General features: G+C 58.2%; 30 protein-coding genes and 1 pseudogene. 17 read left to right on the top strand and 14 right to left on the bottom strand.

What is annotated here, in order from left to right:
* Window positions 1-6: 6 nt before the first annotated feature.
* The 6 genes from GGE33_RS23825 to GGE33_RS23800 all read left to right on the top strand — a co-directional run bounded on the left by GGE33_RS23825 (window position 7) and on the right by GGE33_RS23800 (window position 7,489).
* Complete coding sequence (locus tag GGE33_RS23825) at window positions 7-786, top strand: SDR family oxidoreductase (RefSeq protein WP_183828925.1); 780 nt, start codon at window positions 7-9, stop codon at window positions 784-786.
* A gap of 115 nt (window positions 787-901) precedes the next feature.
* A complete protein-coding gene (locus tag GGE33_RS23820; protein ID WP_183828922.1) occupies window positions 902-1,873 on the top strand; it encodes a Bug family tripartite tricarboxylate transporter substrate binding protein in 972 nt (323 codons plus the stop codon).
* Between the two features lies 1 nt (window position 1,874).
* Window positions 1,875-4,262, top strand: a complete 2,388-nt coding sequence (locus tag GGE33_RS23815; protein ID WP_183828919.1) for a molybdopterin-dependent oxidoreductase — start codon at window positions 1,875-1,877, stop codon at window positions 4,260-4,262.
* 3 nt (window positions 4,263-4,265) lie between these two features.
* Window positions 4,266-4,724, top strand: coding sequence for a tripartite tricarboxylate transporter TctB family protein (locus GGE33_RS23810; RefSeq protein ID WP_183828916.1), 459 nt, complete (start codon window positions 4,266-4,268; stop codon window positions 4,722-4,724).
* A 9-nt stretch (window positions 4,725-4,733) separates the two neighbouring features.
* Window positions 4,734-6,233, top strand: coding sequence for a tripartite tricarboxylate transporter permease (locus tag GGE33_RS23805; protein ID WP_183828913.1), 1,500 nt, complete (start codon window positions 4,734-4,736; stop codon window positions 6,231-6,233).
* Window positions 6,230-7,489 carry an NAD(P)/FAD-dependent oxidoreductase gene (locus GGE33_RS23800; protein ID WP_183828910.1) on the top strand — a complete coding sequence of 420 codons (1,260 nt, stop codon included), beginning with the start codon at window positions 6,230-6,232 and terminating at the stop codon, window positions 7,487-7,489. The genes GGE33_RS23805 and GGE33_RS23800 overlap by 4 nt, the downstream gene beginning before the upstream one ends.
* 24 nt (window positions 7,490-7,513) lie before the next feature.
* On the opposite strand, the gene GGE33_RS23795 is transcribed toward GGE33_RS23800, so the two are convergent.
* From GGE33_RS23795 to GGE33_RS23785, 3 genes are read right to left on the bottom strand one after another with little or no spacing between them, the layout of a single operon-like run.
* Window positions 7,514-8,290, bottom strand: coding sequence for a TSUP family transporter (locus GGE33_RS23795; RefSeq protein WP_183828907.1), 777 nt, complete (start codon window positions 8,288-8,290; stop codon window positions 7,514-7,516).
* 6 nt (window positions 8,291-8,296) lie between these two features.
* Window positions 8,297-9,169 carry an MBL fold metallo-hydrolase gene (locus GGE33_RS23790; RefSeq protein ID WP_183828904.1) on the bottom strand — a complete coding sequence of 291 codons (873 nt, stop codon included), beginning with the start codon at window positions 9,167-9,169 and terminating at the stop codon, window positions 8,297-8,299.
* A gap of 3 nt (window positions 9,170-9,172) precedes the next feature.
* The gene (locus GGE33_RS23785; RefSeq protein WP_343062642.1) at window positions 9,173-10,660 is read right to left on the bottom strand and encodes an aminotransferase class V-fold PLP-dependent enzyme; all 1,488 of its coding nucleotides are present in this window, start codon (window positions 10,658-10,660) and stop codon (window positions 9,173-9,175) included.
* 98 nt (window positions 10,661-10,758) lie between these two features.
* On the opposite strand from GGE33_RS23785, the gene GGE33_RS23780 reads away from it, so the two are divergent.
* The gene (locus GGE33_RS23780) at window positions 10,759-11,268 is read left to right on the top strand and encodes an Lrp/AsnC family transcriptional regulator (RefSeq protein WP_183828902.1); all 510 of its coding nucleotides are present in this window, start codon (window positions 10,759-10,761) and stop codon (window positions 11,266-11,268) included.
* A gap of 743 nt (window positions 11,269-12,011) precedes the next feature.
* Here the strand turns inward: GGE33_RS23780 and GGE33_RS23775 are convergent.
* Window positions 12,012-12,926, bottom strand: a complete 915-nt coding sequence (locus GGE33_RS23775; protein WP_183828899.1) for a LysR family transcriptional regulator — start codon at window positions 12,924-12,926, stop codon at window positions 12,012-12,014.
* Between the two features lie 99 nt (window positions 12,927-13,025).
* Here GGE33_RS23775 and GGE33_RS23770 point away from each other — a divergent pair, with 99 nt between their 5' ends.
* From GGE33_RS23770 to GGE33_RS23740, 7 genes are all read left to right on the top strand, one after another.
* Window positions 13,026-13,922, top strand: a complete 897-nt coding sequence (locus tag GGE33_RS23770; protein ID WP_183828895.1) for a pirin family protein — start codon at window positions 13,026-13,028, stop codon at window positions 13,920-13,922.
* Between the two features lie 27 nt (window positions 13,923-13,949).
* The gene (locus tag GGE33_RS23765; protein WP_183828892.1) at window positions 13,950-14,546 is read left to right on the top strand and encodes an NADPH-dependent F420 reductase; all 597 of its coding nucleotides are present in this window, start codon (window positions 13,950-13,952) and stop codon (window positions 14,544-14,546) included.
* Between the two features lie 151 nt (window positions 14,547-14,697).
* On the top strand, window positions 14,698-15,306 hold the full coding sequence (gene wrbA / locus GGE33_RS23760) for an NAD(P)H:quinone oxidoreductase (protein ID WP_183828889.1): 609 nt from the start codon (window positions 14,698-14,700) through the stop codon (window positions 15,304-15,306).
* A 73-nt stretch (window positions 15,307-15,379) separates the two neighbouring features.
* Complete coding sequence (locus GGE33_RS23755; protein ID WP_183828886.1) at window positions 15,380-16,153, top strand: SDR family NAD(P)-dependent oxidoreductase; 774 nt, start codon at window positions 15,380-15,382, stop codon at window positions 16,151-16,153.
* Between the two features lie 25 nt (window positions 16,154-16,178).
* Window positions 16,179-16,625, top strand: a complete 447-nt coding sequence (locus tag GGE33_RS23750; protein WP_183828883.1) for an ester cyclase — start codon at window positions 16,179-16,181, stop codon at window positions 16,623-16,625.
* A gap of 11 nt (window positions 16,626-16,636) precedes the next feature.
* Window positions 16,637-17,413 carry an SDR family oxidoreductase gene (locus GGE33_RS23745; protein WP_183828880.1) on the top strand — a complete coding sequence of 259 codons (777 nt, stop codon included), beginning with the start codon at window positions 16,637-16,639 and terminating at the stop codon, window positions 17,411-17,413.
* 181 nt (window positions 17,414-17,594) lie between these two features.
* Window positions 17,595-18,029 carry a DoxX family protein gene (locus tag GGE33_RS23740; protein WP_183828876.1) on the top strand — a complete coding sequence of 145 codons (435 nt, stop codon included), beginning with the start codon at window positions 17,595-17,597 and terminating at the stop codon, window positions 18,027-18,029.
* 56 nt (window positions 18,030-18,085) lie between these two features.
* Here GGE33_RS23740 and GGE33_RS23735 read toward each other — a convergent pair whose 3' ends face one another.
* The 10 genes and pseudogenes from GGE33_RS23735 to GGE33_RS23690 form a co-directional block, all read right to left on the bottom strand.
* Window positions 18,086-18,502: an SDR family NAD(P)-dependent oxidoreductase gene (locus GGE33_RS23735; RefSeq protein ID WP_246436434.1), complete on the bottom strand. Its 417-nt coding sequence runs from the start codon at window positions 18,500-18,502 to the stop codon at window positions 18,086-18,088.
* Window positions 18,420-19,290: pseudogene (locus tag GGE33_RS23730) on the bottom strand (oxidoreductase). The gene GGE33_RS23735 and the pseudogene GGE33_RS23730 overlap by 83 nt, the downstream one beginning before the upstream one ends.
* Before the next feature lies 1 nt (window position 19,291).
* Window positions 19,292-19,600, bottom strand: a complete 309-nt coding sequence (locus GGE33_RS23725) for a putative quinol monooxygenase (RefSeq protein WP_183828873.1) — start codon at window positions 19,598-19,600, stop codon at window positions 19,292-19,294.
* Window positions 19,601-19,637: 37 nt separating this feature from the next.
* On the bottom strand, window positions 19,638-19,922 hold the full coding sequence (locus GGE33_RS23720) for a DUF1330 domain-containing protein (RefSeq protein WP_183828869.1): 285 nt from the start codon (window positions 19,920-19,922) through the stop codon (window positions 19,638-19,640).
* 52 nt (window positions 19,923-19,974) lie between these two features.
* On the bottom strand, window positions 19,975-20,523 hold the full coding sequence (locus GGE33_RS23715; protein ID WP_183828866.1) for a flavin reductase family protein: 549 nt from the start codon (window positions 20,521-20,523) through the stop codon (window positions 19,975-19,977).
* Between the two features lie 57 nt (window positions 20,524-20,580).
* Entirely contained in the window at window positions 20,581-21,330 is a 750-nt protein-coding gene (locus GGE33_RS23710; RefSeq protein WP_062579306.1) for an SDR family oxidoreductase, read from the bottom strand.
* Between the two features lie 146 nt (window positions 21,331-21,476).
* Complete coding sequence (locus GGE33_RS23705; protein WP_183828863.1) at window positions 21,477-22,481, bottom strand: helix-turn-helix domain-containing protein; 1,005 nt, start codon at window positions 22,479-22,481, stop codon at window positions 21,477-21,479.
* A gap of 46 nt (window positions 22,482-22,527) precedes the next feature.
* Complete coding sequence (locus GGE33_RS23700) at window positions 22,528-22,800, bottom strand: hypothetical protein (RefSeq protein WP_183828860.1); 273 nt, start codon at window positions 22,798-22,800, stop codon at window positions 22,528-22,530.
* Window positions 22,801-22,864: 64 nt separating this feature from the next.
* Window positions 22,865-23,116, bottom strand: a complete 252-nt coding sequence (locus tag GGE33_RS23695) for an Atu4866 domain-containing protein (RefSeq protein ID WP_183828856.1) — start codon at window positions 23,114-23,116, stop codon at window positions 22,865-22,867.
* Window positions 23,113-23,679: an invasion associated locus B family protein gene (locus GGE33_RS23690; protein ID WP_183828854.1), complete on the bottom strand. Its 567-nt coding sequence runs from the start codon at window positions 23,677-23,679 to the stop codon at window positions 23,113-23,115. Before GGE33_RS23690 ends, GGE33_RS23695 begins: the two co-directional genes overlap by 4 nt.
* Before the next feature lie 143 nt (window positions 23,680-23,822).
* Here GGE33_RS23690 and GGE33_RS23685 point away from each other — a divergent pair, with 143 nt between their 5' ends.
* The 3 genes from GGE33_RS23685 to GGE33_RS23675 all read left to right on the top strand — a co-directional run bounded on the left by GGE33_RS23685 (window position 23,823) and on the right by GGE33_RS23675 (window position 25,748).
* Window positions 23,823-24,722 carry a LysR family transcriptional regulator gene (locus tag GGE33_RS23685; protein ID WP_183828850.1) on the top strand — a complete coding sequence of 300 codons (900 nt, stop codon included), beginning with the start codon at window positions 23,823-23,825 and terminating at the stop codon, window positions 24,720-24,722.
* A gap of 475 nt (window positions 24,723-25,197) precedes the next feature.
* The gene (gene rpsU / locus GGE33_RS27595; RefSeq protein WP_183828847.1) at window positions 25,198-25,440 is read left to right on the top strand and encodes a 30S ribosomal protein S21; all 243 of its coding nucleotides are present in this window, start codon (window positions 25,198-25,200) and stop codon (window positions 25,438-25,440) included.
* Between the two features lie 71 nt (window positions 25,441-25,511).
* Complete coding sequence (locus GGE33_RS23675; RefSeq protein WP_183828844.1) at window positions 25,512-25,748, top strand: hypothetical protein; 237 nt, start codon at window positions 25,512-25,514, stop codon at window positions 25,746-25,748.
* Window positions 25,749-25,769: the final 21 nt, after the last annotated feature.

Here is a 25,769-nt window from a genome sequence, read left to right as displayed (position 1 = left end):
TGAGAGATGGATCTCGGGATTACCGGAAAAAGGGCTCTGGTCACTGGTGCCAGCCGCGGCATGGGCAGGGCAGCAGCGCTTGCCCTTGCGCATGAAAATGTCGAGCTGACCATTCTCGCCCGCACGCCGGAGACTCTCGAGAAAACGGCAGCCGAAATCCGCGCGCTGACCGGCGCCAAGGTGACGGCGGTTGCCGGCGATATCACGACATCGGAAGGTCGGCAGGCAGCTCTGGCTGCTTGCCCCGAGCCTGATATCCTCGTCAACAATGCCGATGGCGAACTGCCGGGTGATTTTCGCAACTGGGGCCGCGAGGACTGGCTGCGCGGCATCGACCGCATGATGCTGACGCCGATCGAGATGATGCGGCTGACCGTGGATGGCATGATGGATCGCGGTTTTGGACGCGTGGTCAATATCGTCTCGCGCAGCGTCAAGATCGCTCAGGTGGAACTCGGCATGTCGAATGCGGCACGCTCGGGACTGGTCGGCTTCGTGGCCGGCCTGGCACGCCAGACGATCAGCCGTAACGTTACCATCAATAACGTGCTGCCGGGGATCATCGCTTCTGACGGCCAGCGTGATCATGTCGCCGTGCTGGCGAAGCAGAGCGGTCGCCCGTTTGAAGACATCTGGCGCGAACGTGCAGCCCAAAATCCGGCCGGACGTTATGGCGAGCCGGATGAAATCGGCGCCTATATCGCCTTTCTATGTTCGTCAAAGGCGGGTTTTGTCACTGCGCAGAACCTGTTGATCGATGGCGGCCAATACCCCGGAACCTTTTAAAGGATCCGGCATATCTTGAATGAGGGGCGCTTTTGGGCGCCATGCATAAATCGCCGATGCACAGACGTGCAGCGAACGTGTAGCTATGTCCTGGAACAGAAGGAACCATGCAGCCATGAAAAGTGCCGGATCAATCTTGCTCGCCGCATCGATCGCGGCTCTTTCTGGCGGGCTTGCCGCCGCCGCGGACTTTCCGTCGCGTGCGGTCAGCATCGTCGTGCCGTATCCGCCGGGTGGCACCGTGGATGGCGTGGCGCGCCTGCTTGCCGCGGAGCTTTCCGAAACCACCGGCAAGACATTCGTGGTGGATAACCGCGCCGGCGGCGCCGGCGGCATCGTTGGTTCCTCTGATGTCGTGAAGGCTGATCCCGATGGCTACACGCTGTTGCTCAACGCCTCCATCCATGTCGTCACGCCGCTGATCAACAAGAACGTGCCGTTCGACGTCATGAACGACTTCACGCATATTGCCGGGATCGCTGCCGGCCCGCTTTTGGTGCTGACCAATCCGGCGATCAAGGCCAATAATCTCAAGGACTTCTTCGCTGAAGTGAAGGCTGATCCTGAAGGTTTCAACTTTGCTACCTCCGGCTACGGCTCTGCCGGTCACCTTGCCGTCGAAGCGCTGAAAGCTGAGGCTGGTGTCGATATCGACGTCGTTACCTATAAGGGTGCAGGTCCGGCATTGACCGATCTCATCGGCGGCCAGATCCAGTTGATGGCCGATCCGATGTTGTCTTCGCTCCCGCACGTCAAGGCCGGCCGCCTCAAGGCGCTTGCGGTGACCAGCCTGAAACGTTCGCCGCTTGCACCGGACGTTCCGACGGTCGAGGAAAGCGGAATGAAGCCGCTCGAAATGCTGTCCTGGTACGGTGTCTGGGCTCCCAAGGGTCTCGATCCTGCTGCAGCGTCCTATCTGGACGGCGCTATCTCCAAGGTCGTCACCTCGGACAAGTTCAAGGAAAAGCTGACCGTTTTCGGCTTCGAACCGATGTACAAGACCGGCCCCGAGCTGAAGACCTTCATGACCGACGAGACCGCCCGTTACAAGACGATCGTCGATTCGGCCGGCATCAAGGTTGAGTGACATGGACAAGGCTCCGACTGACATCAGACATAATCTGGATGGCGCGGAGCCTTTTTCTCAGCCCAGGCTTGTCGGCACTCATTGGGGTTTTTATGAGCACGGCGACAGGCCCGATCGGCTTGAGCCTTTTCGGTCGGATCCGGATCCCGTCGCATTTGGATCCGAGTTCATTGCAGATCGGCTTGCGCCCGCACGCATTCTGAAGCCTGCTGTCCGAAGGTCTTTTCTGGAGAATGGCCCCGGTTCCGGCCGGCGCGGTGCAGAACCGTTCGTCGAAGTGTCCTGGGACGAAGCGCTTGATCTCGTCGCTTCGGAAATCACCCGTGTGAAAACGACCCATGGCAGCGGGGCTATTTTCTCTGGCTCCTACGGCTGGTCGAGTGCCGGTCGTTTTCATCATGCGCAAAGCCAGCTGAAGCGTTTCTTCAACATGGCCGGCGGATCCGTGCGTTCCGTCCAGACCTATAGCTATGCCGCAGGCGAAGTCATTCTTCCGCATGTGATCGGCACGACCAGCGGCATGATTACAGGTCACACGCCCTGGAGCCAGATTGCCGGCCATGCCGAACTGATCGTGATGTTCGGGGGAACGCCCCTGCGCAACGCACAGGTCAATGCCGGTGGCGCATCGCGCCATACGGCACGAGATGCACTCAAGGCCTGCCACCAGTCCAGCGCTCGGATCATCAATATCTCGCCGGTGCGCGATGACGTGGAGGGCGATATTGGCGCCGAGTGGCTGCCGCTGCGGCCCTGCACCGATACCGCGCTGATCCTTGCTTTGTCCCATACGCTGATTGCCGATGGATTGTACGACGAGGCTTTCATTGCCGGTTACACGGCGGGTTTCGAGACATTCCGGGCCTATGTCATGGGCGAGGCGGACGGCATTGCCAAAACCGCCATTTGGGCCTCCGCGATCACCGGTATCGACGCGCAGGTTATTACGGATCTGGCGCGGCAGATGGCCTCGCACAAGACATTCATCATGATGGCATGGTCGCTGCAGCGCGCCGATCATGGCGAGCAGCCCTATTGGGCGGCTATCGCGCTCGCCGCACTGCTCGGCGGCATTGGTCTGCCCGGTCGCGGATTTGGCTTCGGTTATGCGTCTGTTGCCAGCATCGGTCAGCCAACCGTGCCTGTGCGCTGGCCGTCTCTGCCCCAGGGACGTAACCCCATCGCCGATTATATACCGGTTGCCCGCATCGCGGACATGCTTCTGCAGCCGGGTGCGGAATACGACCACAACGGTCAAAAACGCATCTATCCGGATATCAAGCTTGTCTATTGGGCCGGCGGCAACCCGTTCCACCATCACCAGGATCTCAACCGTCTTGTCGAAGCCTGGCAGAAGCCCGACACCATCATAGCCCATGAGCATTGGTGGAACGCCCATGCCCGGCACGCCGATATCGTGCTTCCCGCCGCGACCTTCTTCGAGCGCGATGATGTGGTTGCGAGCGGCCGTGACGCGTTCATTGCCTATTCGGCCGGTATTGCCGAAGCGCCGATCGGTGTATCAACCGACCACGAAATCCTGCGGCGTATTGCAGGCCGTCTGGGGATAGAGGCCGATTTCACGGAAGGACTTACCGAGACGCAATGGCTGGAGCGGCTTTACGAGGATGCGCGCCGGGACGCCGCCGAACGCAATATCGAACTGCCCGGAATGGATGAGTTTCGCCAATGCGGCCTTGTCGAAGTGGCACCGGCGCAAAAGGACGAGCCGTTCCTGGCCGCGTTCCGTGCAGATCCCGTGCTGAAACCCTTGAATACACCATCCGGCCGTATTGAACTCGCTTCCGAGGTCATTGCCGGCTTTGGTTACGACGATTGCCCCGGCCATCCCACATGGCTTGCTCCGTGTGAATGGCTTGGCGCATCTGTTGCTCAATCCTATCCCCTTCACCTTCTTTCCTGCCAGCCTCATGACAAGCTTCATAGCCAGTGGGATCATGCTGCACCGTCGCGCCGCACGAAATCGCGTGGCCGCCAGCCTGTGCGTCTGAACCCGGATGATGCCGCGAAGAGAGGGCTTGCCGAAGGTGACCTGGTCGAAGTCGCAAGCAAGCGTGGCTCGTGCCTTGCGATTGCGACGATAACCGATGCGTTGATGCCCGGCGTGGTTCAGCTTGCAACCGGTGCCTGGTTCGATCCGTCCGATCCCGAAGTGCAAGGGTCTCTGGAACTCAATGGCAATCCGAACGTGTTGACGCCCGATCATGGCACGTCACGACTTGCACAAGGCCCCAGCCCGAATGCCTGTCTCGTGGAAATCAGAAAATTCGAGGGCAATGCGAAGCAGGTCCGGATCTATCAATCGGCCTCTCTGGTAGACGACCCGCGCATGCCCGATCCAGAAACACCAGCCGAAACTTTGGGGTGAACGATGTCTCAACGCCTTAATCCGGAGGTGCTCGCAGGAGCTCTCTTTACCGCCATAGGACTGGCATTCCTGATCGGTAGTTTCGAGCTGTCATTCGGGACATTGCGCAAGATAGGCCCAGCCGGCTTTCCGGCTTTGGTGGCGGTGGGTCTTATCGCCATGGGCGTGCTTGTCCTGATCCAGGGAATTCGTTCGACGGCACGCCACGAAGCCGTACGATTTTTTCCTGGCAAGCTCGCCGTTATCATCCTCTCGATCGTCGTCTTCGGTCTCACGGTACGCGGTGCCGGATTGCTGGTTGCGGTTGCGCTCTGCAGCCTGACCGCAGCCTTTGCGTCGCGGCCGTATCGTCCGATAAGAATGGCGATTTACGGGATCTTGCTCGGTGGCCTCTGCAGTTTGGCATTCGTGACCGGACTTGGCATGCCTGTCGCCATCATCGGCCCCTGGTTCGGCTTCTGAGGATTGATCATGGATACAATCAATGCCCTGCTTCTCGGCCTGGATCAGGCCATCCTCCCCACCAACCTGTTCTGGTGCCTGATCGGTACGCTTCTCGGCACACTTGTCGGTGTTCTGCCTGGTCTTGGACCGGCAGCAACAATGTCCATTCTCCTGCCGTTCACGATCGGTCTGGAGCCGGTCACCGCGCTGATCATGCTTGCCGGCATATATTACGGTGCGCAATATGGTGGCTCCACCACCGCGATCCTGCTCAATCTGCCCGGTGAAGCCTCATCCGTTGTTACAGCGATTGACGGATACAAGATGGCCCGTAAGGGCCGTGCCGGTATAGCACTCGCGACCGCCGCGATCGGATCTTTTTTTGCCGGCACGGTGGCAACGCTGCTGCTTGCGCTGTTTGCTCCCACGCTTGCCGAGTTCGGCCTTCTGTTCGGGCCTGCGGAATATTTCTCACTGATGATCCTCGGCCTGATCGCTTCGATCGTGTTGGCACGGGGATCGTTGCCCAAGGCGCTTGCCATGGTCTTTCTCGGTATCCTGATCGGACTGATCGGCCAGGATGTTCAAACCGCGGCACCGCGCTTCATGCTCGGTTATGATGAACTGTCGAGTGGCGTCAACTTCGTGATCGTCGCCATGGGCCTGTTCGGCCTGGGAGAGCTCGTTCGCGATCTTGAACACACCGGCAGCCGCACGGCGATCAAGGCGCCCTTCTTCTCGATGTTGCCGAGCCGCGAGGATTGGCGCCGCATGTGCGCCCCGATCTTGCGAGGCACCGGCATCGGTTCGGTTCTCGGCCTGCTTCCCGGAAGCGGCGCGTTGCTGGCGGCATTTGCGGCCTACGCCATCGAAAAGCGGGTGGCAAAACCGCCGGAAGGTTTCGGTGAGGGCGCAATCGAAGGTGTGGCTGCGCCGGAGAGCGCGAACAATGCTGGCGCACAGACTTCGTTCGTGCCGCTGCTTACCCTTGGCCTTCCTGCCAACGCGGTCATGGCGCTCATGTTCGGTGCGCTGATCATGCAGGGGATCGCGCCGGGTCCGACCTTGATCAATGACCACCCGCAAATCTTCTGGGGTGTGATCGTGTCGATGTGGGTGGGCAATCTCATGCTTCTCGTCCTGAACTTGCCGCTGATCGGCATCTGGACCAAGCTGCTGACCTTGCCGTTCAACTATCTCTATCCGGCGATCATCGTTTTTTGCACCATAGGCGTATTCTCGCTCGGCAACTCGGTATTCGACCTCTGGCTGCTCGGTATCTTCGGCGTACTGGGCTACGTGTTCACCAAGCTGGACTGTGATGCCGCACCTCTGGTGATGGGCCTGATCCTCGGGCCGATGCTGGAAGAGAATTTTCGCCGAGCGATGTTTCTCTCGCGCGGCAGCTTCACGATCTTCGTCGACCGGCCGATCTCTGCTATTCTGCTGGTGGCCGCCGCTGTCGTGCTCATCCTGATGATCCTGCCGAAGTTCACGGCGGTCCGACAGGAGGCATTTCAGGAATGAGCAGCCATGTCGTGGTCATCGGCGCCGGCATCGTCGGTGCCTCAACCGCAATCGAACTTCTCAAGGATGGGCATAACGTCACCATTGTCGAACCAGGCGAACCGGGTGGACGGCAGGCCGCGAGCTACGGAAACAGCGGCTGGTTGAGCCCCGCATCGATCATCCCGATGTCGATGCCGGGATTGTGGAAGAAGGTGCCCGGCATGATCGCGGACCCGGCCGGGCCGCTGGCTATCCGGTGGCGGCACATCTTGCGCCTGATGCCCTGGCTCTTGCGTTTCGTAAGCGCCGGCGCTTCCGTCAAAAAGGTCGAGCGGACTGCATCGATCTTGTCCTCCCTGCTGCACGATGCGCCCGACAGACACATGGCCCTCGCCGCTGAAATCGGTCGCCCCGACCTGATCGTGCGCAAGGGACTTATTTATGCCTATCCTGACCGTGGTGCCTTTGAGGCCGAGGCACTTGCCTGGCGGCTGCGTCGCGAAAACGGTGTCGTCTATCGGGAGCTTTCCGCGGCCGAGCTGCATGAATTGGAACCCGGTATCGCTGAGCGCTATTCATTCGCTGTTCTGGTGCAAGACGGCGGCCATTGCGTCGACCCGGGGGGATATGTTGGAGCCATCGTCGCTCATGCGGTAAAGCTCGGTGCCAAGCGTCAGACTGTGAAGGCGACGGGCTTCAAAATTGAGAGCGGTCGTCTAACTGGTGTCCTGACCGAGACCGGTTTCATTGCCTGTGACAGCGTCTTGATCTCCGCCGGTATCCATTCCAAGGTGCTTGCGGCAGAGGCCGGAGATGACGTGCCACTCGAAAGCGAACGCGGCTACCATGTCGTGATACCCCACGATATCGCAATCGGTGCAATGCCGATCATGCCGGGGGACGGCAAGATGGGGAACAATCCCACGCTTGCAGGTTTGCGTGTCGCCGGACAGGTCGAGCTCGCAAGCACGAGCGAAGAGCCGGATTGGGCACGCGCGGACATATTGCTTCGACATGCCAAGCGAACCTATCCCGCGCTGTCTGCACCGTTTGACGAGAGCCAGATCGATCGCTGGATGGGGAATCGCCCGTCAACCCCGGATGGCTTGCCTGTCATCGGGCATTCGAGCCGTTCGCAGGATATTTTCTATGCATTCGGTCACGGTCACATCGGCTTGGCAACCGGCCCGATAAGCGGTCGCATCGTTGCAGACCTCATTGCGGGGCGTACGCCTTCCACCGATGTTGCGAACTTCTCTGTGTCTCGCTTTTGAGGCAACCCGTCTTGGCGTGAGCGCTCAATCCAGGCTGCGCCACAGAATGTAGAGGCCAACGGTGAGGATCACCCAGCGAAAAATCTGAACGAGCGCCGTTCTGCTTTTCGATAACCGTGTGGCGAGAAGCGTGCCGATAACTCCACCGCCGATGCCGCCGGCAATGAAATTGCCCGCGACATGCCAATCGACCAGGCCCGACAGAGCGTAATTGACCGCGGTAGTCAGCCCAAATGTGCCGACGGCGAGCAAGGATGATCCGACAGCATTGATCAGCGGCATGCGTGTCGCAAAATAAAGACCCGGCACGATCAGAAAGCCGCCGCCTATTCCGAAAAAACCGGAGCAAAGGCCGGTGAGAAGTGCGACGACCGTCGTCTTGCGGTAATCCGCAGATGTCAACGATCGCGGTGTCGTATCGGCCTGCGCATTCGATGGCCGCATCACGAAACTGACGAACATCATCAGCAGGCCGAACGTAAACAGAAGGCTGCGTCCATCCGCCAGTTTGCCGAGGCTGGAGCCGAAATAAGCGCCAAGCGTACCGGCAATCGTGAAGATGAGGGCGCAACGCCACCAGACATGGCCGCGAGCGGCGTGGCTGACGAGGTTGAGATAGGCGTTCACGGAGACTGCAATCGCACCAGTCCCGATCGCCGTGTGGACATCCTTTATTCCGACGACATAGAGAAGAAGCGGCGTTGCGAGTATGGATCCGCCGCCGCCGATAAGCCCAAGCACGAAACCGATCAGCGAACCGGAACCTATGGCGAGAACCGCTTGCGGGACGAGATTACTCACGCCGGGTTACCAGATCGAGCCTGGTAGCGCATCAAGCGGGATCTTGAGATAGCGCCTGCCGTTCGTCTCCTCCTTCGGCAGGTGTCCCCCGCAGATATTTATCTGTAGCGCGTGCAGAATTAATCTCGGCATCGGCAAGGTCCGGTCGCGGCTTTCGCGCAGGTTGATGAAAGCCTCAACGGACCTGCCGCTGACGTGTGGATTCGTGTTTTTCTGTTCGGCGACGCTGGACTCCCAGCATGCCGCCCGGCCGTTCGCTCGATAGTCGTGGCCTGTAAACAGTCTCGTATCGTCCGGAAGAGCAAGGATCGCCTGAATGGAATTCCAGAGAGCGTTTGCACTGCCTCCCGGGAAATCGGCACGCGCGGAGCCACTGTCGGGCATGAACAATGTGTCGTGAATGAAGGCCGCGTCACCAATCACATAGGTGATGGAGGCAAGCGTATGGCCCGGAGAATGCATCACGCGGGCTTCGAGTTCTCCGATCCGGAATATCTCTCCGTCTGCGAAAAGGCGATCCCACTGGCTGCCGTCACAGGCAAGATCAGGCCAGTTATAGAGATCTTTCCAGATTGCCTGGACGCCTCTGACCTTCTCGCCGATCGCAGTCGGTGCGCCGGTACGCGATTTCAGATATTGTGCAGCCGAGAAGTGATCGGCGTGGGGATGCGTATCGAGAATCCATTCGACCGCCAGCCCGTTGTCGGCAATGTGGGCGAGAATTGCGTCGGCATTCGTCGTCGCGGTTGATCCGGACTTCTCGTCGAAATCCAGAACGGGATCGATGATGGCGCATTTCTTCGTTTTCGGATCGGATACGACATATTGTACCGAGCCGGTGCGGGCGTCATAAAATGCCGAGACTTCGGGCCGCTGCATTGGTCAGGCGACCTTTTTGGCGGAACAGGGAAAGAAGATCGCCCGGGTCGAATCAAAATCGTAGTCATTCTCAAACTTGCTCGCATCGCTCGCCAGTTGGGCGACGGACGAAAGGATGAATTCGACCTTTGCGTCCGAGAGAAGGACACTGAAATTCAGGCGGGTGAAACCGGGCTTCCTGATTTCGTTACCAGCGAGAATGGCCTGCCGCATTTCTTCCGACTGTCCATCATCGATACCAAGCAGACGGTGGACATAAGGCCCGGCGCAGGCGCAGCCGCCGCGTGCCTGGATGCCGAAATGGTCGCTGAGCATGCGTGTCACAAGCTGCTGGTGGATGTATCCACCCTTGCCATCCTTCACCCGAAACGAGAATATCGGCAATCGTTGCGGCTCCGAAAGGCCAAGGAGCTCCAGATTGGGAACATCCTTCCAGGCGGCAAAAGCGCGCTTGGTAAGCAACGTGTTCCGCCTTTCCATCTCCGCTCCGCCGATCGCATCCTTGGCGATAAAGGCAAGCGCGGCACGGATGTCGCCGACTACATTCGGCGTACCGGCCTCTTCGCGTGCCTCGATACTGCTGCTGTAGTCATGGGTTGTGGGCGAGACGAACCTGACCGTGCCACCGCCTGGCCAGGAGGGCTTTTCCGTTGCCAGCGCATCGCGGCGGAGAACCAGTATCCCGGATGCACTCGGCCCACCGATGAACTTGTGAGGGGAGGTTACGATCGCATCGATCTCGACCCCGGGCTCGGGCTGCATGGAGATCGGCAAATATGGTCCTGCGCCGGCATAGTCCCAAATCATCTTTGCGCCTGCGTTGTTCACACGCTCGGTAATCTTTGCGACGTCGCTGACGATGCCGGTAATATTCGAAGCGGCCGAAAGACTGCAGATCGTCAGCGCTGGAGCACCTTCGCGCAAGGCCTGTTCAAGCTTCTCCAGGTCAGGTCCACCTGTCGGGCCTTCCGGTATCTCGATGATTTCCGCCTGGCTTTCGCGCCAGGGCAGGATGTTCGAATGGTGTTCGTACGGACCGAGGATGACGCGCACGGGTTGGCCTGACGCGATTGCGTCGGTGACGCCAAACAGTTTGACCAGGCGGTTGATGCCGGAAGTGGCGCCGGATCCGGTGAAGATCACGGCATGGGCCTCGTTTGCCCCGCAAAAGCCCGCGATCAGTGCCCTTGCTTCACGCCGCAAACGGGTCATGAAGCCACCGCAATAGGAGGCCTCGGTGTGGCTGTTGGCGTAATAGGGCAGGACCTCTTCCAGAATGAAGCGCTCTATTGAAAACAAGGCCCGGCCGGAAGCGACATAATCTGCATAGACGAGATCTTTTATGCCGTATTGCCCGTCGATCTTGGTGGACGCGCCGACCAGATCACCGCGCATGTGGGCGAGCAGGTCATTATGCTGCAGAAGATCGTGACGGAAGCGGGAAAGCGGGCTTGTCTCTATCGGCGATACAAGTGGGGCGGCAAGTTTCACGGTCTTTCTCCGAATGCAGATATTGACGACGAATCTAATCTGGTAGAACGTCGAAAACCTCACTTGTTTTTTATCAATTTCGAGGTTTTTGTGGTTGTATGATCGGTAAAGCAGAAAAAATCGATGATTTTGATCTTAGAATCCTGACGCAGCTGCAAAGCAATGCACATATCCCGCAGCGTGAACTCGCCGAGAAGATTGGGCTTTCGCAGAATGCCTGCTGGCGACGGCTGCAGCGGCTCACGTCCATCGGTATGATTGGCAGCGCTCATACCACCATCGATCTCTCTGCTCTCGGCATCGACTTGACAGTGTTCGTGATGATCCGAACGCGACACCATTCAAAGGAATGGATGGAAGACTTCCGCGGCCATGTGGAGCGTCTGCCTGAAGTGGTGGATTTTTATCGTATTGGTGGTGACTGGGACTATCTGATCAAGGTCGTAACCAAAGGGATGTCCGGTTACGATGCCTTTTATCAGAAGCTTGTGACAAACTTCGACCTCATGACTGTCACAGGATTTTTCTCGATGGAAGCCATCATCAACAACCGCGCCGTCGACTTTGCAAAGCTAAACCGCGGGTTTGCAAAAGCCACCGAGCGGTAGCTCACCTGTTGCAGACAAAAAATGCCGAAAATAGTCTGATTACGGCTCCGCCATAGCTGACACTGTCCGTCGACGAAGTTTAAGTCGCTTCCACCTTTCGTTAGCATGTCGACGCCTCGCGTCAAATCGTTAGGGGTGTAGCACAAGCGTGGATAGGCTAGCTGTTTGTGCTGATCTACATGAGAATGGTGTGAACCCCTCCCGATGGACCACGGAACGCGAAAAAAACTGATTTTCTTTACGAGCCGTTCTCGTAAGCTCAAGCGCCTTTTCTCGGGTTCAACGTCCACCCACAATTGAGCGAAAGTATCGAATTTATCGCACGCAACCTAACAATAGCACGCGATCATGCGAGCCTCGTTGCGTGCATGTTCAAAGCGACGATACTACCGCTCAATCCTCATTGGGTACGGAGAGGTCGATCTAATGCGACTAAGCCTGAAATCGAGACGGCAATTGAGCTCTTGAAGGGATGCGAACCTTCGCCCTTGAGACAGATCAGCTAAGCGCCTGAAAACATGGGAATTCGCGCTGCGCGCTGAGCGCCGCCCTCACTGTGGCAGTCCGGCGGGTCGCGACGATGAAAAGTATTGCGCTTTATCTCGCGGTCGCGAGTTGACCTACGACAGCCAAGCGGAAACGCCATCTCGTTGACGGCAACATTGCGTCCCCGGGCGATGCGGGCGGTAATCTGTAATTGCATCGACACGCCAAAACTGTTCGGTCGCGTCTTTTCCCAAAGTCTAACCAGCCGCTATCGGATCATCAATATCTTGGCTCTGGAAATGGTCGATCAGAAAGCGGGCGGCCGGTCCTGGAGGTGTGTCCGTTCGGTAAACAGCCTGAAGGCGGTAAGGACCGCCCTTGCAGTCAGGAAGATCAAGGTGCACCAAGCGCCCTGTCTCTATATCATCTCTCACCATTGGTTCAGGCATGTTGCCCCAGCCAATGCCTTCCTTGAGCAGCATATGCTTGGCGCCAAGGTCCGCGAGGCGCCAGGTATGGTTCCCGACAACAGCGAACTCGTGGCCCTGAGTGAGAGGCGATCTGTCGGTCAGGACCAATTGGATATGTCCTCGCGCCGCGCCCGGAGGGTGAGATCCGCCAGCTAACGGATGATCCGGTGAAGCGACCGGGATGAGTTTGACAAAACCTACACCGATGCGCTCGAGGCCCGCGATCTCGACATCGAGCGGGCCACTGATGCCGATCGCTGCTGTACGGTTGAGAACAATCTGCGTGACCGCACCCAAAGCTTCGACATAAAGACGAAGTGATACGCTCGGAAACTCTTTTCGAAAGGCTTTCAAGGCGTCCATGACTCGGGCGGCAGGTAGCATGACGTCCAGTGCGAGGTGCACCTCCGGCTCTACGCCGCGAAGCATACTCTTCACCTTGGCTCGAAGATTATCGATGCCGTGGGCAACGCTCTTAGCTTCGGCGAGGACCGTCCGCCCCTCCAGTGTCAGCTGCGGCTTCTTCGTTGAGAGCCGGTCGAAGAGCGTGACACCCAATTGCGTTTCGAGATTGGCAATCGTGTAGCTGATCACAGACGTGGCGCGGTTGAGCTTCCTGGAAGCTGCGGCGAAGCTGCCCGTCTCTACAACGGTAATGAAGACTTTAAGCTGATCCAGCGTTGGTTGGCCGGGGTCTGACATTTCTAATTCCTCGAACGTTTTCGCCGAAATTATCTGAGTTTTCCGAAACGTCTAGGGGGCCTACCTTCAATCCATCGAATTCAACCGCCGGAGCTGACAATGTCCTATTTGTCTAACGCTGACATCGAGCAGGTTATCCTGCCATCGACCCGTGACCTCGGAGGCTTCTCCGTTCGCCGGGCGCTGCCTGCGGCCATGCGCCAGATGGTCGGGCCCTTCATATTCCTCGACAGTTTCGGGCCGGTGCGGTTCGGCGCTGGCGAGGGGATTGATACCCGCCCGCACCCACATATCGGTCTTTCAACACTGACCTACCTTCTCGACGGTGAGTTGCTGCATCGTGACAGCGAGAGCTATGTGCAGTCGATCAGCCCCGGCGAAGTCAATCTGATGGTCGCCGGTTCCGGCATTGTTCACTCCGAGCGGACCCCGGAACATATCCGCAAGGATGGGGGCAAACTCACGGGCCTGCAGAGCTGGATCGCTCTTCCCAAGCAATCGGAAGAGACTGCACCGCTTTTTCAGCACATCGGCGCACATGAACTACCAACAACCCATGGTGAGGGCATCAATATGAAGCTTCTCGCCGGCACGTTGCACGGACGTCGATCACCTGCCAGTACCTTCTCTGACCTCTTCTCTGCAGAGATTCAGCTTGAGGCTGGATCGCGCTACAGGATCGACGGGGAGCATATCGAGCGAGCGATCTTCGTCGTCAGCGGTGCGATCGAGATCATCGGGCAAGACGGTACCTACGGGCCGGATCGTCTTATCGTGTTCAAGCCGGGCGCGGAGATCGTTGCAAAGGCAAACCAGCCAGCCCGGTTTCTTGCCTTCGGAGGCGAGCCGCTTCCTGAAAAGCGGTTCATCCGCTGGAATTTCGTGGCCACGGACCATGAGCGCATTCGCCATGCGGCCAATCTGTGGCGCGAACGACAATTCCCCGGCGTACCGGGCGACGACGAATTTATTCCCCTACCCGACAACTTCAACTGAAACCCCATCTAATCAAGGAGAAATACAATGACTACCTATGCAATCATCGGTTCTGGTGCGATCGGCTCTGCACTTGCTGAACGCTTCCATGCTGCAGGCGTTGACGCCGTTATCGCCAACACACGCGGTCCAGGCTCGCGTCAGCCTGTCACCGACAAGTTCGGCAGCACGGTGAAGGCCGTCGAACTAGATCAGGCTCTTCAATCCGACGTTCTAATTCTGGCCGTGCCTTATGATGCGGTACCGGAAGTTGCTGGCAAAAAAGCAGTCTGGGATGGCCACACCATCGTGGACGCGACGAACGCTATCGACTTTCCTGCTTTCAAACCACGTGAACTTGGTGGCCGGCTGTCTTCGGAAATCGTCTCCGATCTCTTCCCTGGCGCTCAGCTCGTGAAAGCGTTCAACACCCTCCCGGCCGCTGTCCTGGCTGCCGATCCGGTGAAAGCGAGCGGAAAGCGCGTTCTCTTTCTGTCGGGAAACTTTCCAGAGGCCAGTAAGAAGGTAGCAGATCTGATCGCTCGTTTGGGCTTTGCGCCGTCCGACCTTGGCAGTTTCAAAGCCTCCGGTTCACTTCAACATTTCGGGCAGGCGCTGGTCGCGCTCAACTTGCTGAAAGACTGAACGCTCGACAGGGAAGGCAAACTTGATTTTCGACAACGGAATCGCTCGATAAAATCGAATGTAATGGACAAAATTATGCAGCTTTTATCGAATGATGAAAAATCAGATGTTGCCTCCATCGAATTCACCCACTCCAACGGAGCAAAGCAAAATGACCAAGGTTCTCGTTCTATACTACTCGTCATACGGCCACATTGAGACAATGGCAGGCTCAATCGCAGAAGGCGCAAGAAGCGCCGGCGCCGACGTTACGATCAAACGTGTCCCGGAAACTGTCCCACTCGAAATTGCCGAAAAGGCTCATTTCAAGATCAGCCAGAACGCCCCGATTGCGACAGTCGCGGAACTGGCGGATTATGACGCGATCATCGTCGGTACCGGCACACGTTTCGGGCGGATGTCGTCGCAGATGGCGGCCTTCCTCGACCAGGCCGGTGGCCTGTGGGCACGGGGTGCTCTCAACGGCAAGGTGGGCGCTGCGTTCGCATCGACCGGCACCCAGCACGGCGGCCAGGAAACCACCCTTTTCTCGATCATCACCAACCTCATGCACTTTGGCATGATCATCGTCGGCCTGCCCTATAGCCATCAGGGCCAGATGAGCAGTGAAGAAATTGTGGGTGGCGCTCCTTATGGCGCAACGACAGTTGCCGGTGGCGACGGGTCGCGCCAGCCTTCGCAGATCGATCTCGCCGGTGCCTTCCATCAGGGTGAGATCGTCGCCCGCACTGCGGCTGCTCTTGTCGCTGCCCGCAACTAAACCAGCCTAACTCACTCTTAAAATTCAGCTCCAACCAGACCAGCCGATTGCGATCGGCTGGCAAGGAGAAGTCATGCCCTCGCTTTTCTCAAACAAGGTCGTCGCGGTCACCGGTGCAGGCTCTGGGATCGGTCGGGCGATAGCACTTGGGCTCGCTCGCGACGGCGCGACAGTGCATCTGGCTGATCGCGATGCCGAGGGTCTCACCCAAACGGCAGAGCTCATCCGCGCCGACGATGGCCGGGCGTTCACAACCGAGCTCGATGTCGCGAGCGAGCTTCAGGTCGTCGGATGGATCGAACAGATCGATGCCGCATCCGGTCGGCTCGACGCGGCCTTCAACAATGCCGGGATAACCGGCCCTGCAAAACGGATTGAAGATTATCCATTGGAAGACTTTCAGCGGGTCATCGCCGTCAATCTGCAGAGTGTCTTTCTCGGGATGAAGTACCAGATCCCGCTGATCAAGCGCAGTGGTGGTGGCTCTATCGTGAACACGGCTTCCGTCGCCGCTTTGACGGGACCGGGAGGCATGAATGCCTACGCTGCTTCAAAGCACGGCGTGCATGGGCTGACCCGGGTTGTCGCAATGGAGAACGCAGCGCACGGCATCCGCGTCAACGCGATTGCGCCCGGCTGGACTGAAACGCCGATGGTTGTGGCAAACAGCCAACAGAACCCCGCCTTTGCCGCACTCGCTCAAAACGCCATTCCCGCCAAACGCGGAGGCAGGCCGGAGGAAATCGCGGCCGCGGCAATATGGCTTGCCTCCGACGCCGCCTCCTATGTCACCGGACACATGCTGACCGTCGACGGCGGCATGACGATCGGTGGGTTTGAACTCTGACACCGAACCTTGAAAGGAAAATCCCATGTCAGACCAAGCTGAAGCATTGAAAGCAGTCGTCCGCCGCAACACACTCGAAGTGCAGTCTGGCGGCAACTTCGAACTTTTTGACGAGCTTTTCGCCGACGACTTTTTGGACCACACACCGCAGCCAGGGGGGACGCCAGATAAGGAAGGAGCGCGTCGTCTTTACCACGCGCTGCGCGAAGCCTTCCCGGACTTCCGCGCGGAAATTCACTGGCAAGCGGTCGACGGCGACATCGTGACGACTTTCAAGACCTATCACGGCACGCACCGGGGCGTCGTCCTTGGGATCGCGCCAACGGGCCGCCAGATCAAGTTCGAAACTGTCGATGCCATGCGCATTCGCAACAGCCAGATCGTAGAACACTGGGGTGTCGCGAACCTCTATTATCTTCTGCAGCAACTCGACGCCCTGCCCTCCTCGGCCCCCAAAGTGCCGGAACATTAAGGATCACCACAATGAGCAACAATAACATTCTCGACGGCAAGGTCGTGATCGTAACCGGCGCATCGAGCGGCATTGGACGTGCGATCGCCATTCGGGCTGCCGAACATGGCGCCAAAGCAGTTATCGTCTCGGACGTGGTGGAAGCACCGCGCGAAGGCGGTGAGCCGACTGCCTCCGAGATCAGAAAACTGGGGGCTAAATCCGTCTTCGTGAAAGCAGACGTCAGCCGCAAGGCTGACAACGACGCCCTCGTTGCGGCGGCAGAAGAATTCGGCGGCGTCGATGTCATGGTCGCGAATGCAGGCATTACGTTGAAGACAGACGGGGCGGAGGTTCCGGAAGACGATTACCGCCGCCTGATGTCTGTCAATCTCGATGGCCCGCTGTTTGGCGCGCAGGCAGCTGCGCGTCAGATGAAAGCACTCAACAAGCAGGGCAGCATTGTCCTCATGGCAAGCATGGGCGGGATCTCTGGCGCCGGCATCACTGTTGCTTATTCGACGAGCAAGGGCGGCGTTGTGCTGATGGCCAAATCATTGGCCGACGCTCTTGGCCCCGACGGTATCCGCGTCAATGCAGTCGCACCCGGCACCATTGACACCGAGCTTCTTCGCACGAGCCCCGGTATCTCCCAGGCCTCCGAGGGCTTTCGCCAGAGGACGCCGCTCCGCCGGCTTGGCAAACCGGCGGAAGTCGGAGATGCTGTGGCCTTCCTTGGCTCGGACCTGTCGAGCTATGTGTCGGGCACCGCGCTACTGGTGGATGGAGAGCTGCTCTCCGTTATCTGATTTCTCGACCCTCCAGTCGGACCCGCGCCCTCGAAAGCGCGGTTTTTTCTTTGCCTCAATCGTTCGATTTTTTCGACGATAATCTGCGATATTATCCAGCTTTTTCGTTCGCTCGGATGATGGCAATTTCTCCTCACGACGCAGCCACGGTGGCTACGCCCCAAACTTAAGGAGAACGTCCATGTCTTATTCCGATGCAATCGCCCAGCGCGTTGAAACTCTCTCCCATTCGGCCCTCATCAACGGCGTGACGCCGCTTGCCGGCCGTGTCCTTCTGGCGGCAATCTTCCTTTTGTCCGGTATCAGCAAGATTTCTGATCCAGCTGGGACGATCGGCTATATCAATATGGTTGGCCTGCCCTTCCCGCCGCTGTCCTACGGTGCAGCGGTCGTGACTGAGCTCCTGGGCAGCATCGCCTTGATCCTCGGCTTCCAGACCCGCATCGTCGCCCTGATCCTTGCCCTGTTCAGCGTTGCCACGGCGCTCACGTTCCACAACAACCTCAGCGACCTCAACCAGTTCATCCACTTCTTCAAGAACATCGCAATGGCCGGCGGCCTGCTGCAGGTCGTCGCGTTCGGCGCGGGCCGTTACAGCCTCGACGCCCGCCGCTGAATGAAGCAGCCGATCAAAGGAAAAAGCCCGGACCATCGTCCGGGCTTCTCGCGTTTTTACTTACCCCATTCCGGGCCGCCATCCGTGCAGGTCTGCCCCCCATCGACCGGCAAGACGATCCCAGTAATCCAGGCAGCTTCATCACTGGCAAGAAAAGCGACTGCCGAGGCAATCTCTTCAGGTTGGCCTGCTCGTCTCAACGGGATCCGGTCCCAGGCTTTCTCCAGAAGCGCGTCATCGTCCATGATGGCATCCAACATTCCCGTGACAATAAGTCCCGGTGCCACTGTGTTTGCTCTGACACCGAACTTGCCGAGGTCGCAGGCTGCTGAGCGCGTCAGGTTCGCCACGCCACCCTTAGCAGCATTGTAGGCCGCATGGCTCCAGCCGCTACCAAGGGATGACACGGAGCCGATGTTGACGATCGAACCCCAGGTTTCCTTCAGATGAACGAGACAAGTCCTCCCAGGCAACAACGTTTGCCTTCAGGTCTTCCGCCTTCTTCAGGGCTGCGTCCACGGCATCATTGCCGAGCGGAAGGTGGTGCGGAGGCTGTTCAGCCAGCACGGCTTCCCGGATAGCCTTCGCCGCACGTGCCGGGTCGCGGCCTGCTTTCCGACCGATGCGTGGTAAGCACGACGTGCCTCGCCCGCTGTCGCCTCGTAATCCTCAATGGAGGCGGATACCTCGTTCGACGAGCCTGCCCACTCCGTCCTGAAGGCAGTTGGCTCGACTGTCATGACGTTGATCCCGAGTGGGGCGACTTCTTTTCGAAGCGTATCCGAAAGCCCTTCCACGGCAAATTTGGTGGCGCAGTAGTAGCCCACGCCTGTGTAGCCGACCAGGCCGCCGATTGATGTCAGATTGACGTACCACTGCGGCGGGCTCGCATATGCGGAAGCACCGAATGGATCGTGTTGGCGACACCAAAGAAGTTGACATCAAACAGGCGACGGGCGTCGGCTTCGGGGGTTTCTTCAATAGCACCGAAGAAACCGATCCCGGCGTTGTTGATCAGAACGTCGATGCGTCCGAATTGTGCTTCTGCGGCATCGACAACCTTCTGGCACTGATCCCGGTCGATGACATCGAGCGGGAGGATCAGGGCATCACCCTTCTGTTCAAGATCCGCGATCTTGTCGGACTTGCGGGCGGTGACGACAACCTGTTCACCCGCCTCCAATAGGTGTTCCGCGATGTACCGACCGAAGCCTGTAGAGCATCCGGTCACGAGCCAGACTTTGGTTTTTTGCGTGCTCATTTCATGTACAGGCCTGCGGAGACCGTTGGTGGTAGCCGCAGATTTCCACGTCTTCGACGCACAGGTCCGGGACCTTCGCCATGAAGGCCTGGACGTAGTTCGTGCTCATATGCAGTTTGAAATCTGAGGCATGCCGCCAGTCTTCGAGTACCATCCAGACGTCGGGAACGTCATTGGACTGGTGGATTTCGTAGCGCAGGCAGCCTTCCTCATTGCGCGAGGGGGTGACGAGCTGAAGCAGCTCGGCACCTAGATTCTGAGAACGGCCTGACTTTGCGGTGAAGTAGGCCACGTTGGTCAGTTCAGCCATTTCGGGTCTCCTTGTTCAGTAAAGCCGATGCGGTTTTTCAGACGCCGTTGATCGCAATGATACGCGATGCGGCCGCAGCCTGCCGCTGAGCGGCCAAGGGCGCGTATTCGGGGGATGCGAAGAGCTGGCGTATCGCATCCTTGTCCGGAAATTCGATGATAAGCATGTTGGTGGCGGTCCAGCCTTCAAGTTCCAGAGGGGCCTCATCGATGGCGATCAGCTTGCCACCAGCTTTTGCAACGAGCGGCAATGCCTTCGATCGGTAGTCTTCGATCGACTTCACATCGTGGATGTCGAGATCAACGACGAGATAAGCAGACATGGTTTTCTTCCTTTCGTAATGGGTTGCTGGTGCATTTTGGGCCTGGCGCCTCTCAGGGGAGATGGCGCCATTTGACCATCCGATCTCGAAGGTCGAGTGTGCCGCCATCGACGGTGAACGTACCGTCACCCCGGTGATGCAGCATTCGACGCTCCTTACGGTTCTCGTTTATCCAGATCCTCGTCGCCTCAAGGATGACGAGGTTGTAAGGATCCGAGAGCCTGGTATCGACGACCCGGCATTCAATGTTGGCCAGGCAGTCTGAGAGAAGCGGTGCTGATACGTCCTTGGCAGGTCGCGTTTTGAGACCATACCTCTGGAATTTATCTACCCGATCGCCTGAGCAGTTCCCGACGTCGACAACGGTCTCGGCGAGATCAAGACCGGGAACAGCGATGACACATTCTCCGGTTTTCCGGAGAGCCTGATAGCTGTGATCCCAGGGCCCGATGACGCAACCGATCAGCGGCGGGTCATGCTGGATCATCATATGGAAGCCCATTGTCATCACATTGGGCTTGCCGTTATCGCTCGTTGAGACCATGACGATCGGGCCAGGTTCCAGAACGCGATATGCTTGAGATGCGGGTAATTCCTTCATGACAATCTCCCTTGAGAGGTCCCTGCATCTAGGCAGGGACCCTTCAGGGCCGGTCTGTTACCAACCCTGTTCTACTGGCAGAACGAACAGCTCGGCGACGTCCACATGAGCCGGGGCTTGGGCGGCGAAGACGATGGTGTCGCCGATATCCTCGCCCTGGAGGAAGGTCATCTGGCCGGCCAGCTCATCCATCTGCTTGCGGTAGCCCGGGTCTGTGATGTGGTCGTAGAGCTCGGTGGCAACCGCGCCCGGCTGGATGCAGGTCACGCGAATGCCATGCTTCTGACCGACTTCCATACGCAGGCCATCAGAGAAAGCCGTGACCGCATGTTTTGTCGCGCAGTAGACCGACAGGCCCTTGAAGACTTTGCGACCGGCGATCGAGGACATGTTGAACACGTGGCCGGAATGCTGCTTGATCATCTGGGGCAAAACGGCGGCCGTCGTGTTGAGCAGGCCCTTCACGTTCACGTCCACCATCCGCTGCCACTCATCGACCTTGAACTGATCGATATCGGAAAGCGGCATAAGACCGGCATTGTTGACGAGGATGTCGATCGAACCATAGGCATCGATCAGCTTCTTCACGCCCGCATCGACCGAGGTCGTGTCAACCACGTCCATCTCGATCACAAGAGCTTCTCCGCCCTTGGCTTCGATCTGTTTCTTGAGATCTTCGAGCTTGTCGGTGCGCCGTGCAGCGATACCAACTTTTGCACCGGCTTCAGCAAGCTTTGCAGCGGTCGCAGCGCCAATGCCACTCGATGCGCCGGTGACCAGTGCGATCTTTCCGTTGAGGTTGGTCATTGTCTTCACTCCTTGTCTCAAAGCCCACCACCGCGGTGGGCGTTTCGTTTCGACAAGGAGGAAGTTAAGCCGATCGTCGGCGCCCTTCTCTTGGGGCCTTGCTCGACCTGTCGCGATCTTGCTCGAAATCGCGACAGGTCGAAAATTTAGCCTCGCCGATAGTGGCTCGGCGGCAGGCCGGTCTCGCGACGGAAGACCTGGGCGAAGTGGCTTGGGCTCGAATAGCCGACGGACATGCCAATCTCGATGACGCTGGTATCCGTCTCCTGCAGGAGAAGCTGTGCCCGGTTAACGCGCTGGCGAATGAAGTAGCGCGAGGGCGAGAGCCCGGTCGCCTTCTTGAACAAGCGACTGAAATGAAATTCGCTCATGCCGACCGTCTCAGCCAACTTGGCGAGATTGAACGGCTCGGCTAGATGTTCCTCCAGGTGGGTCACGGCCCGACGGAGTTTAAAGCCGGGGAGCGCGTTCTGCCGATCGGCGGTAGCTTCACTCGCCGCGTAATTCCGGATCAGGTGCACGGCAAGGGACTGGGCGAGGCCCTGAATGAACAGCTGGCTCCCTTTCCCTTCAGACGTCAACTCCTGATGGATCAACGCGAGAATGTGTGACAGCTGCGTGTCCTTGCCCCCGGAAATGTCGCGAAGTGCAGGAGGGGCGGCGCAGCCCAGCACGTCGTAGGCGACGCGCTCGAACAGCGGAACGGAGAGATAAAGGTGCATAACCTGGAAAGGCGCGTCGCCGATAGCGCGCCAGCGCATCTCATATGGGGTGGGAGAGCGGGTCAGAAAAAAATCCCCGACCGTGACCGTGTTTGCGACCCAGTCGCCGTCAAGGTCACGTTCCTCAACGACTGCTTCGCCCGACATCACCCAAACGATTAGTGGCTCTGCAACAGCGGGAACGAGAAAGGGTTCCTGCTTATTGAGACGTGAATAGACCTGCACGAACATGTCATTCCACGCCGGACTATCGCCACTAACAAGCGTGCGACCGGCTATATACTGTTCAAGCCCGAGCGGGGACGTCCGCTCGGGCCTTGCAATGACCTCTTCCAGTTCAGGCACGAGTACCGCTGGATAAATGGGCTTCCCGGTAACGGCCGGGATCGGCGGCAAATCGATTTGACGGGATGGTTCGATGGTTTCCAATGCGGACCCTCTCTTAAACGAGCAGCTGCGAAGGTTGCCTACGGGCTCAATGGAACCTGTCCCGCTTCACATCTCCGCCCACAACCACCATTAATGATGCGATGCAGCATTTGGTTTCGTCCGATAGGAAGATAAAACCGGTCTCATCCGACTCTTTGAGGCAGATGAAATCCACATCGACGTCGCAAGTGAGTATCTCGGGTTTCGTGGCACTATTCGGAAAGCCTCCGAGAGCATCTTTTTCAAGGAGCGAACGCAAGGCTGCTCCCTCTCCCGGCAGCGCTCGAATGAATGTAACTGCTGCTTTATCGCCACACATGGTCTACTCCATTGAAAAAAGATCGAGCACGCCGGCAGGGTCTGCCGGCGATATCATGAACTGACTAACGCCTGCGATAGAGAACCATGCCGGCGTGGTAGAGGACGCCATCAACAAAGTCGCCGTTGGCAGTAAAGCCGGTATCGTCCCAGTACTCGATGTGGTCTCCCGACACCTCGTATCGTCCCTGATAGGCACTTTCGCGTCGGCCACGCGCCTCGTCGTAGCGGCCGTTCGAGAGCAATTGGTGCCGTACGCGGCCGTCTGCGGTCTCCCACATGCCGACATAAGGGTGTGAAAGCGTTGCGGCGGTCATTGGGCCACCTCCGTCTTGCCCAGGAAAGACTGAATGGTCTCGGGCTCGACGACCCAAGCGTAGTTCAGTTCATGGCGGATTTTCCATTTGCCAGCGGTACATTCCCAGCCCAACTGCGAGCGGCCATCGAAAGCGACCACCTTGCCGTCAAGGCGATCGATGCGGCCAACGAAGCCAAGTGTCGTCGAAGCGACTGTCTCGCCGACGATCGCGTCATGACCTCCGGTCAACCCGTGGCGGACAGATCGGGCGGCGTTCTGCAACGCCTCCCAGTTGGCGCCGTAGCGAGCCGAGTTGTCAAAGAGCTGTGTGCTGCCGGGCGCAAAATTGTCGTAGAAAACACCCTTGGTGTTTTCCAGGTCGTAATATTTGTTCAGCTTTTCCGCGAATACGAATTTACCATCGCCTTCATGACGCTCCCAGCCCTTCATGATCCAGTCGGCATGGAGCGCGAGAGGAGCCTCGGCGCCTTCCCGGGGGCACGTGCTATCCTGTGCAGCGACAGGTCCGGCGCAGATCCCCAGAACCAATGCTGCTGCGAGCGTGATCTTGATGTTCGTCATTGGAATATCTCCTTCGATGATCGTTGTTTGTTGCCTGCCGTGCTGTGCGAGATGCGTTTGTCGGCCACGGGTAGAAGGTAGACAAATTCGATTGTCGCTTGTATTCCCTTTCCGCTAACGTGATTGGTTAGCAGGATGCGACAATGACAATTGACCTAAACTTGGTGCCAGTGTTTCTGGCGGTCGCCGAAGAGGGGAACTTCAGGGCCGCGGCCGACCGGCTGGGGGTTACACGCTCGGCCGTAAGCCAGGGCATCCGCCGGCTCGAGGATATCTGCGGCATCGCGCTCGTCAGCCGCACGACCCGTAGTGTGCGGCTCACCGAAGCGGGCAACCGCTTCCGCGAAACACTGTCCCAACCAATGGCAGAGGTCAGATCTGCGTTCGAGAATGTAGCGGGCGACGCAAGGCCGAGCGGCTTGCTGCGGATCGCGGTGACATCGATTGCCGAACAGTTTTTGTCCGGCCCACTGATCGCGTCCTTCGCTGAAGCCCATCCCGGCATCACGATCGACGTCACGGTGACTGACGACGTCTTTGACATCGTAGCTGCCGGCTTCGATGCGGGCGTCCGGCTGGGTGATGTGATCGAGCAGGATATGGTCGCGGTTCCACTGACCAAAGAAGAGAGAGAAGTGGTCGTCGCGACACCGCGATATTTCGAAGTCCACGGAACGCCCCGGCATCCTCGGGAACTGGTGCGTCATCGCTGTGTCGGTTGGCGTCCGTCTCCCAGTGCTGCGCCGTACCGATGGGAGTTCGAGGAGGATGGAATTTCTATCGACGTTGCCGTTGAGCCGCAAATCACCACAAACGATCTGTACCTGATGATCCGGACTGCGCTCGCTGGTGGCGGCATTACATTTGCGTTGGAGGAGACGTTTCGCTCCTACATCGATCGCGGCGAGTTGATCACGGTGTTGGACGACTATCTGCCGCCCTTTCCAGGGTTTTTCCTATACTTCCCCAATCGCCGAAATATGGCGCCCAAGCTGCGCGCGCTCATCGAGCATGTTCGTACCTACCGAGCGGCCCAACTATAACCGTCAGCGGCTGGAGTTGGATCAGTTTCGCCGTTTTCCAATCGGCACGTCCCGCAATTCGAGAAACTCAGCCTCACGTTTGAATTCGATATCGACCGAAAGCCGTATAGCACGTCCGTGCGGGCAATGCTGACGAACAACATGAGAAGCAGCGCGGGTATCCGGCGGTAACGCCTCGCTCTTCAGCCGATGGGAACCACTGACCCGTCATTTGGGTGGCTAATTTCGAAAAGGTTTTTCATTCGACCAAACGTTTACTCATACTGGCAACTATTGACCTGAAGAAAACTGTGTGCTCCCGAAAGACATGATCTGAAACGAACAAACCTGCCGTGGGAAGAGTTGAGGCAGGCCGGCGCCAGGCTAAAGCCGAAGCTCCGCGAAAGTACATTTCGTCCAGGGATCGACCATTGCAATTCGCGCGTACATGCGTTTATCGATTTTCCCGAGCCGATTTCACCACACAGGAGCCACCGTGCTTATCCTCGTCCGAGACAATAACGTCGACCAAGCCCTCCGCGTCCTCAAGAAGAAGCTGCAGCAGGAGGGCATCGTCCGGGAAATGCGTTTGCGCGAGCACTTCGAGAAGCCCTCGGAGAAGCGGGCCCGAGAAAAGGCAGAAGGCATTCGCCGCGCCCGCAAACTCGCTCAGAAAAAGCTGAACAGGGAGTTAGGTATCGGCCCCGCGAAGAAGTCGAAACCGTCAAGATCTAAGTAATAGTCGCGTGAATTCGCAAAGCCGGTCACCCGGCCAACCAAAGCATCGCTATATACGTCCAGTGATAGACAATGAACCCACATCAGCCCCTATCCGAACGATCCGAACTTTCTGGCCGCTACACCGACAACGGCATCACCGTCGTTGTGGAAATCTTCCGCCTTTCAGGCGCAGATGATTGGCGGATGGAAGTGACAAGCCTAGAAGACCAGCTCACCGACTGGGATGAACGGTTCGCATCCGCCCATGAGGCATGGGAAGAGTTCATCTACGTCGTCAATACGGAGGGGATCGCGGTTTTTCTTTAGCGCCTCCCGACCTTATGGAGG

Origin of the sequence: Aliirhizobium cellulosilyticum (assembly GCF_014198105.1) — a bacterium.
Lineage (GTDB): Bacteria > Pseudomonadota > Alphaproteobacteria > Rhizobiales > Rhizobiaceae > Neorhizobium > Neorhizobium cellulosilyticum.
This window is presented reverse-complemented; position numbering and strand designations above follow the sequence as displayed.

Coding starts and splice junctions, on each gene's coding strand:
- GGE33_RS23825 (WP_183828925.1), top strand. CDS start 7: ATGGATCTCGGGATTACCGGAAAAAGGGCTCTGGTCACTGGTGCCAGC.
- GGE33_RS23820 (WP_183828922.1), top strand. CDS start 902: ATGAAAAGTGCCGGATCAATCTTGCTCGCCGCATCGATCGCGGCTCTT.
- GGE33_RS23815 (WP_183828919.1), top strand. CDS start 1,875: ATGGACAAGGCTCCGACTGACATCAGACATAATCTGGATGGCGCGGAG.
- GGE33_RS23810 (WP_183828916.1), top strand. CDS start 4,266: ATGTCTCAACGCCTTAATCCGGAGGTGCTCGCAGGAGCTCTCTTTACC.
- GGE33_RS23805 (WP_183828913.1), top strand. CDS start 4,734: ATGGATACAATCAATGCCCTGCTTCTCGGCCTGGATCAGGCCATCCTC.
- GGE33_RS23800 (WP_183828910.1), top strand. CDS start 6,230: ATGAGCAGCCATGTCGTGGTCATCGGCGCCGGCATCGTCGGTGCCTCA.
- GGE33_RS23790 (WP_183828904.1), bottom strand. CDS start 9,169: ATGCAGCGGCCCGAAGTCTCGGCATTTTATGACGCCCGCACCGGCTCG.
- GGE33_RS23780 (WP_183828902.1), top strand. CDS start 10,759: ATGATCGGTAAAGCAGAAAAAATCGATGATTTTGATCTTAGAATCCTG.
- GGE33_RS23775 (WP_183828899.1), bottom strand. CDS start 12,926: ATGTCAGACCCCGGCCAACCAACGCTGGATCAGCTTAAAGTCTTCATT.
- GGE33_RS23770 (WP_183828895.1), top strand. CDS start 13,026: ATGTCCTATTTGTCTAACGCTGACATCGAGCAGGTTATCCTGCCATCG.
- GGE33_RS23765 (WP_183828892.1), top strand. CDS start 13,950: ATGACTACCTATGCAATCATCGGTTCTGGTGCGATCGGCTCTGCACTT.
- wrbA (WP_183828889.1), top strand. CDS start 14,698: ATGACCAAGGTTCTCGTTCTATACTACTCGTCATACGGCCACATTGAG.
- GGE33_RS23755 (WP_183828886.1), top strand. CDS start 15,380: ATGCCCTCGCTTTTCTCAAACAAGGTCGTCGCGGTCACCGGTGCAGGC.
- GGE33_RS23750 (WP_183828883.1), top strand. CDS start 16,179: ATGTCAGACCAAGCTGAAGCATTGAAAGCAGTCGTCCGCCGCAACACA.
- GGE33_RS23745 (WP_183828880.1), top strand. CDS start 16,637: ATGAGCAACAATAACATTCTCGACGGCAAGGTCGTGATCGTAACCGGC.
- GGE33_RS23740 (WP_183828876.1), top strand. CDS start 17,595: ATGTCTTATTCCGATGCAATCGCCCAGCGCGTTGAAACTCTCTCCCAT.
- GGE33_RS23725 (WP_183828873.1), bottom strand. CDS start 19,600: ATGGCTGAACTGACCAACGTGGCCTACTTCACCGCAAAGTCAGGCCGT.
- GGE33_RS23720 (WP_183828869.1), bottom strand. CDS start 19,922: ATGTCTGCTTATCTCGTCGTTGATCTCGACATCCACGATGTGAAGTCG.
- GGE33_RS23715 (WP_183828866.1), bottom strand. CDS start 20,523: ATGAAGGAATTACCCGCATCTCAAGCATATCGCGTTCTGGAACCTGGC.
- GGE33_RS23710 (WP_062579306.1), bottom strand. CDS start 21,330: ATGACCAACCTCAACGGAAAGATCGCACTGGTCACCGGCGCATCGAGT.
- GGE33_RS23700 (WP_183828860.1), bottom strand. CDS start 22,800: ATGTGTGGCGATAAAGCAGCAGTTACATTCATTCGAGCGCTGCCGGGA.
- GGE33_RS23695 (WP_183828856.1), bottom strand. CDS start 23,116: ATGACCGCCGCAACGCTTTCACACCCTTATGTCGGCATGTGGGAGACC.
- GGE33_RS23690 (WP_183828854.1), bottom strand. CDS start 23,679: ATGACGAACATCAAGATCACGCTCGCAGCAGCATTGGTTCTGGGGATC.
- GGE33_RS23685 (WP_183828850.1), top strand. CDS start 23,823: ATGACAATTGACCTAAACTTGGTGCCAGTGTTTCTGGCGGTCGCCGAA.
- GGE33_RS23675 (WP_183828844.1), top strand. CDS start 25,512: ATGAACCCACATCAGCCCCTATCCGAACGATCCGAACTTTCTGGCCGC.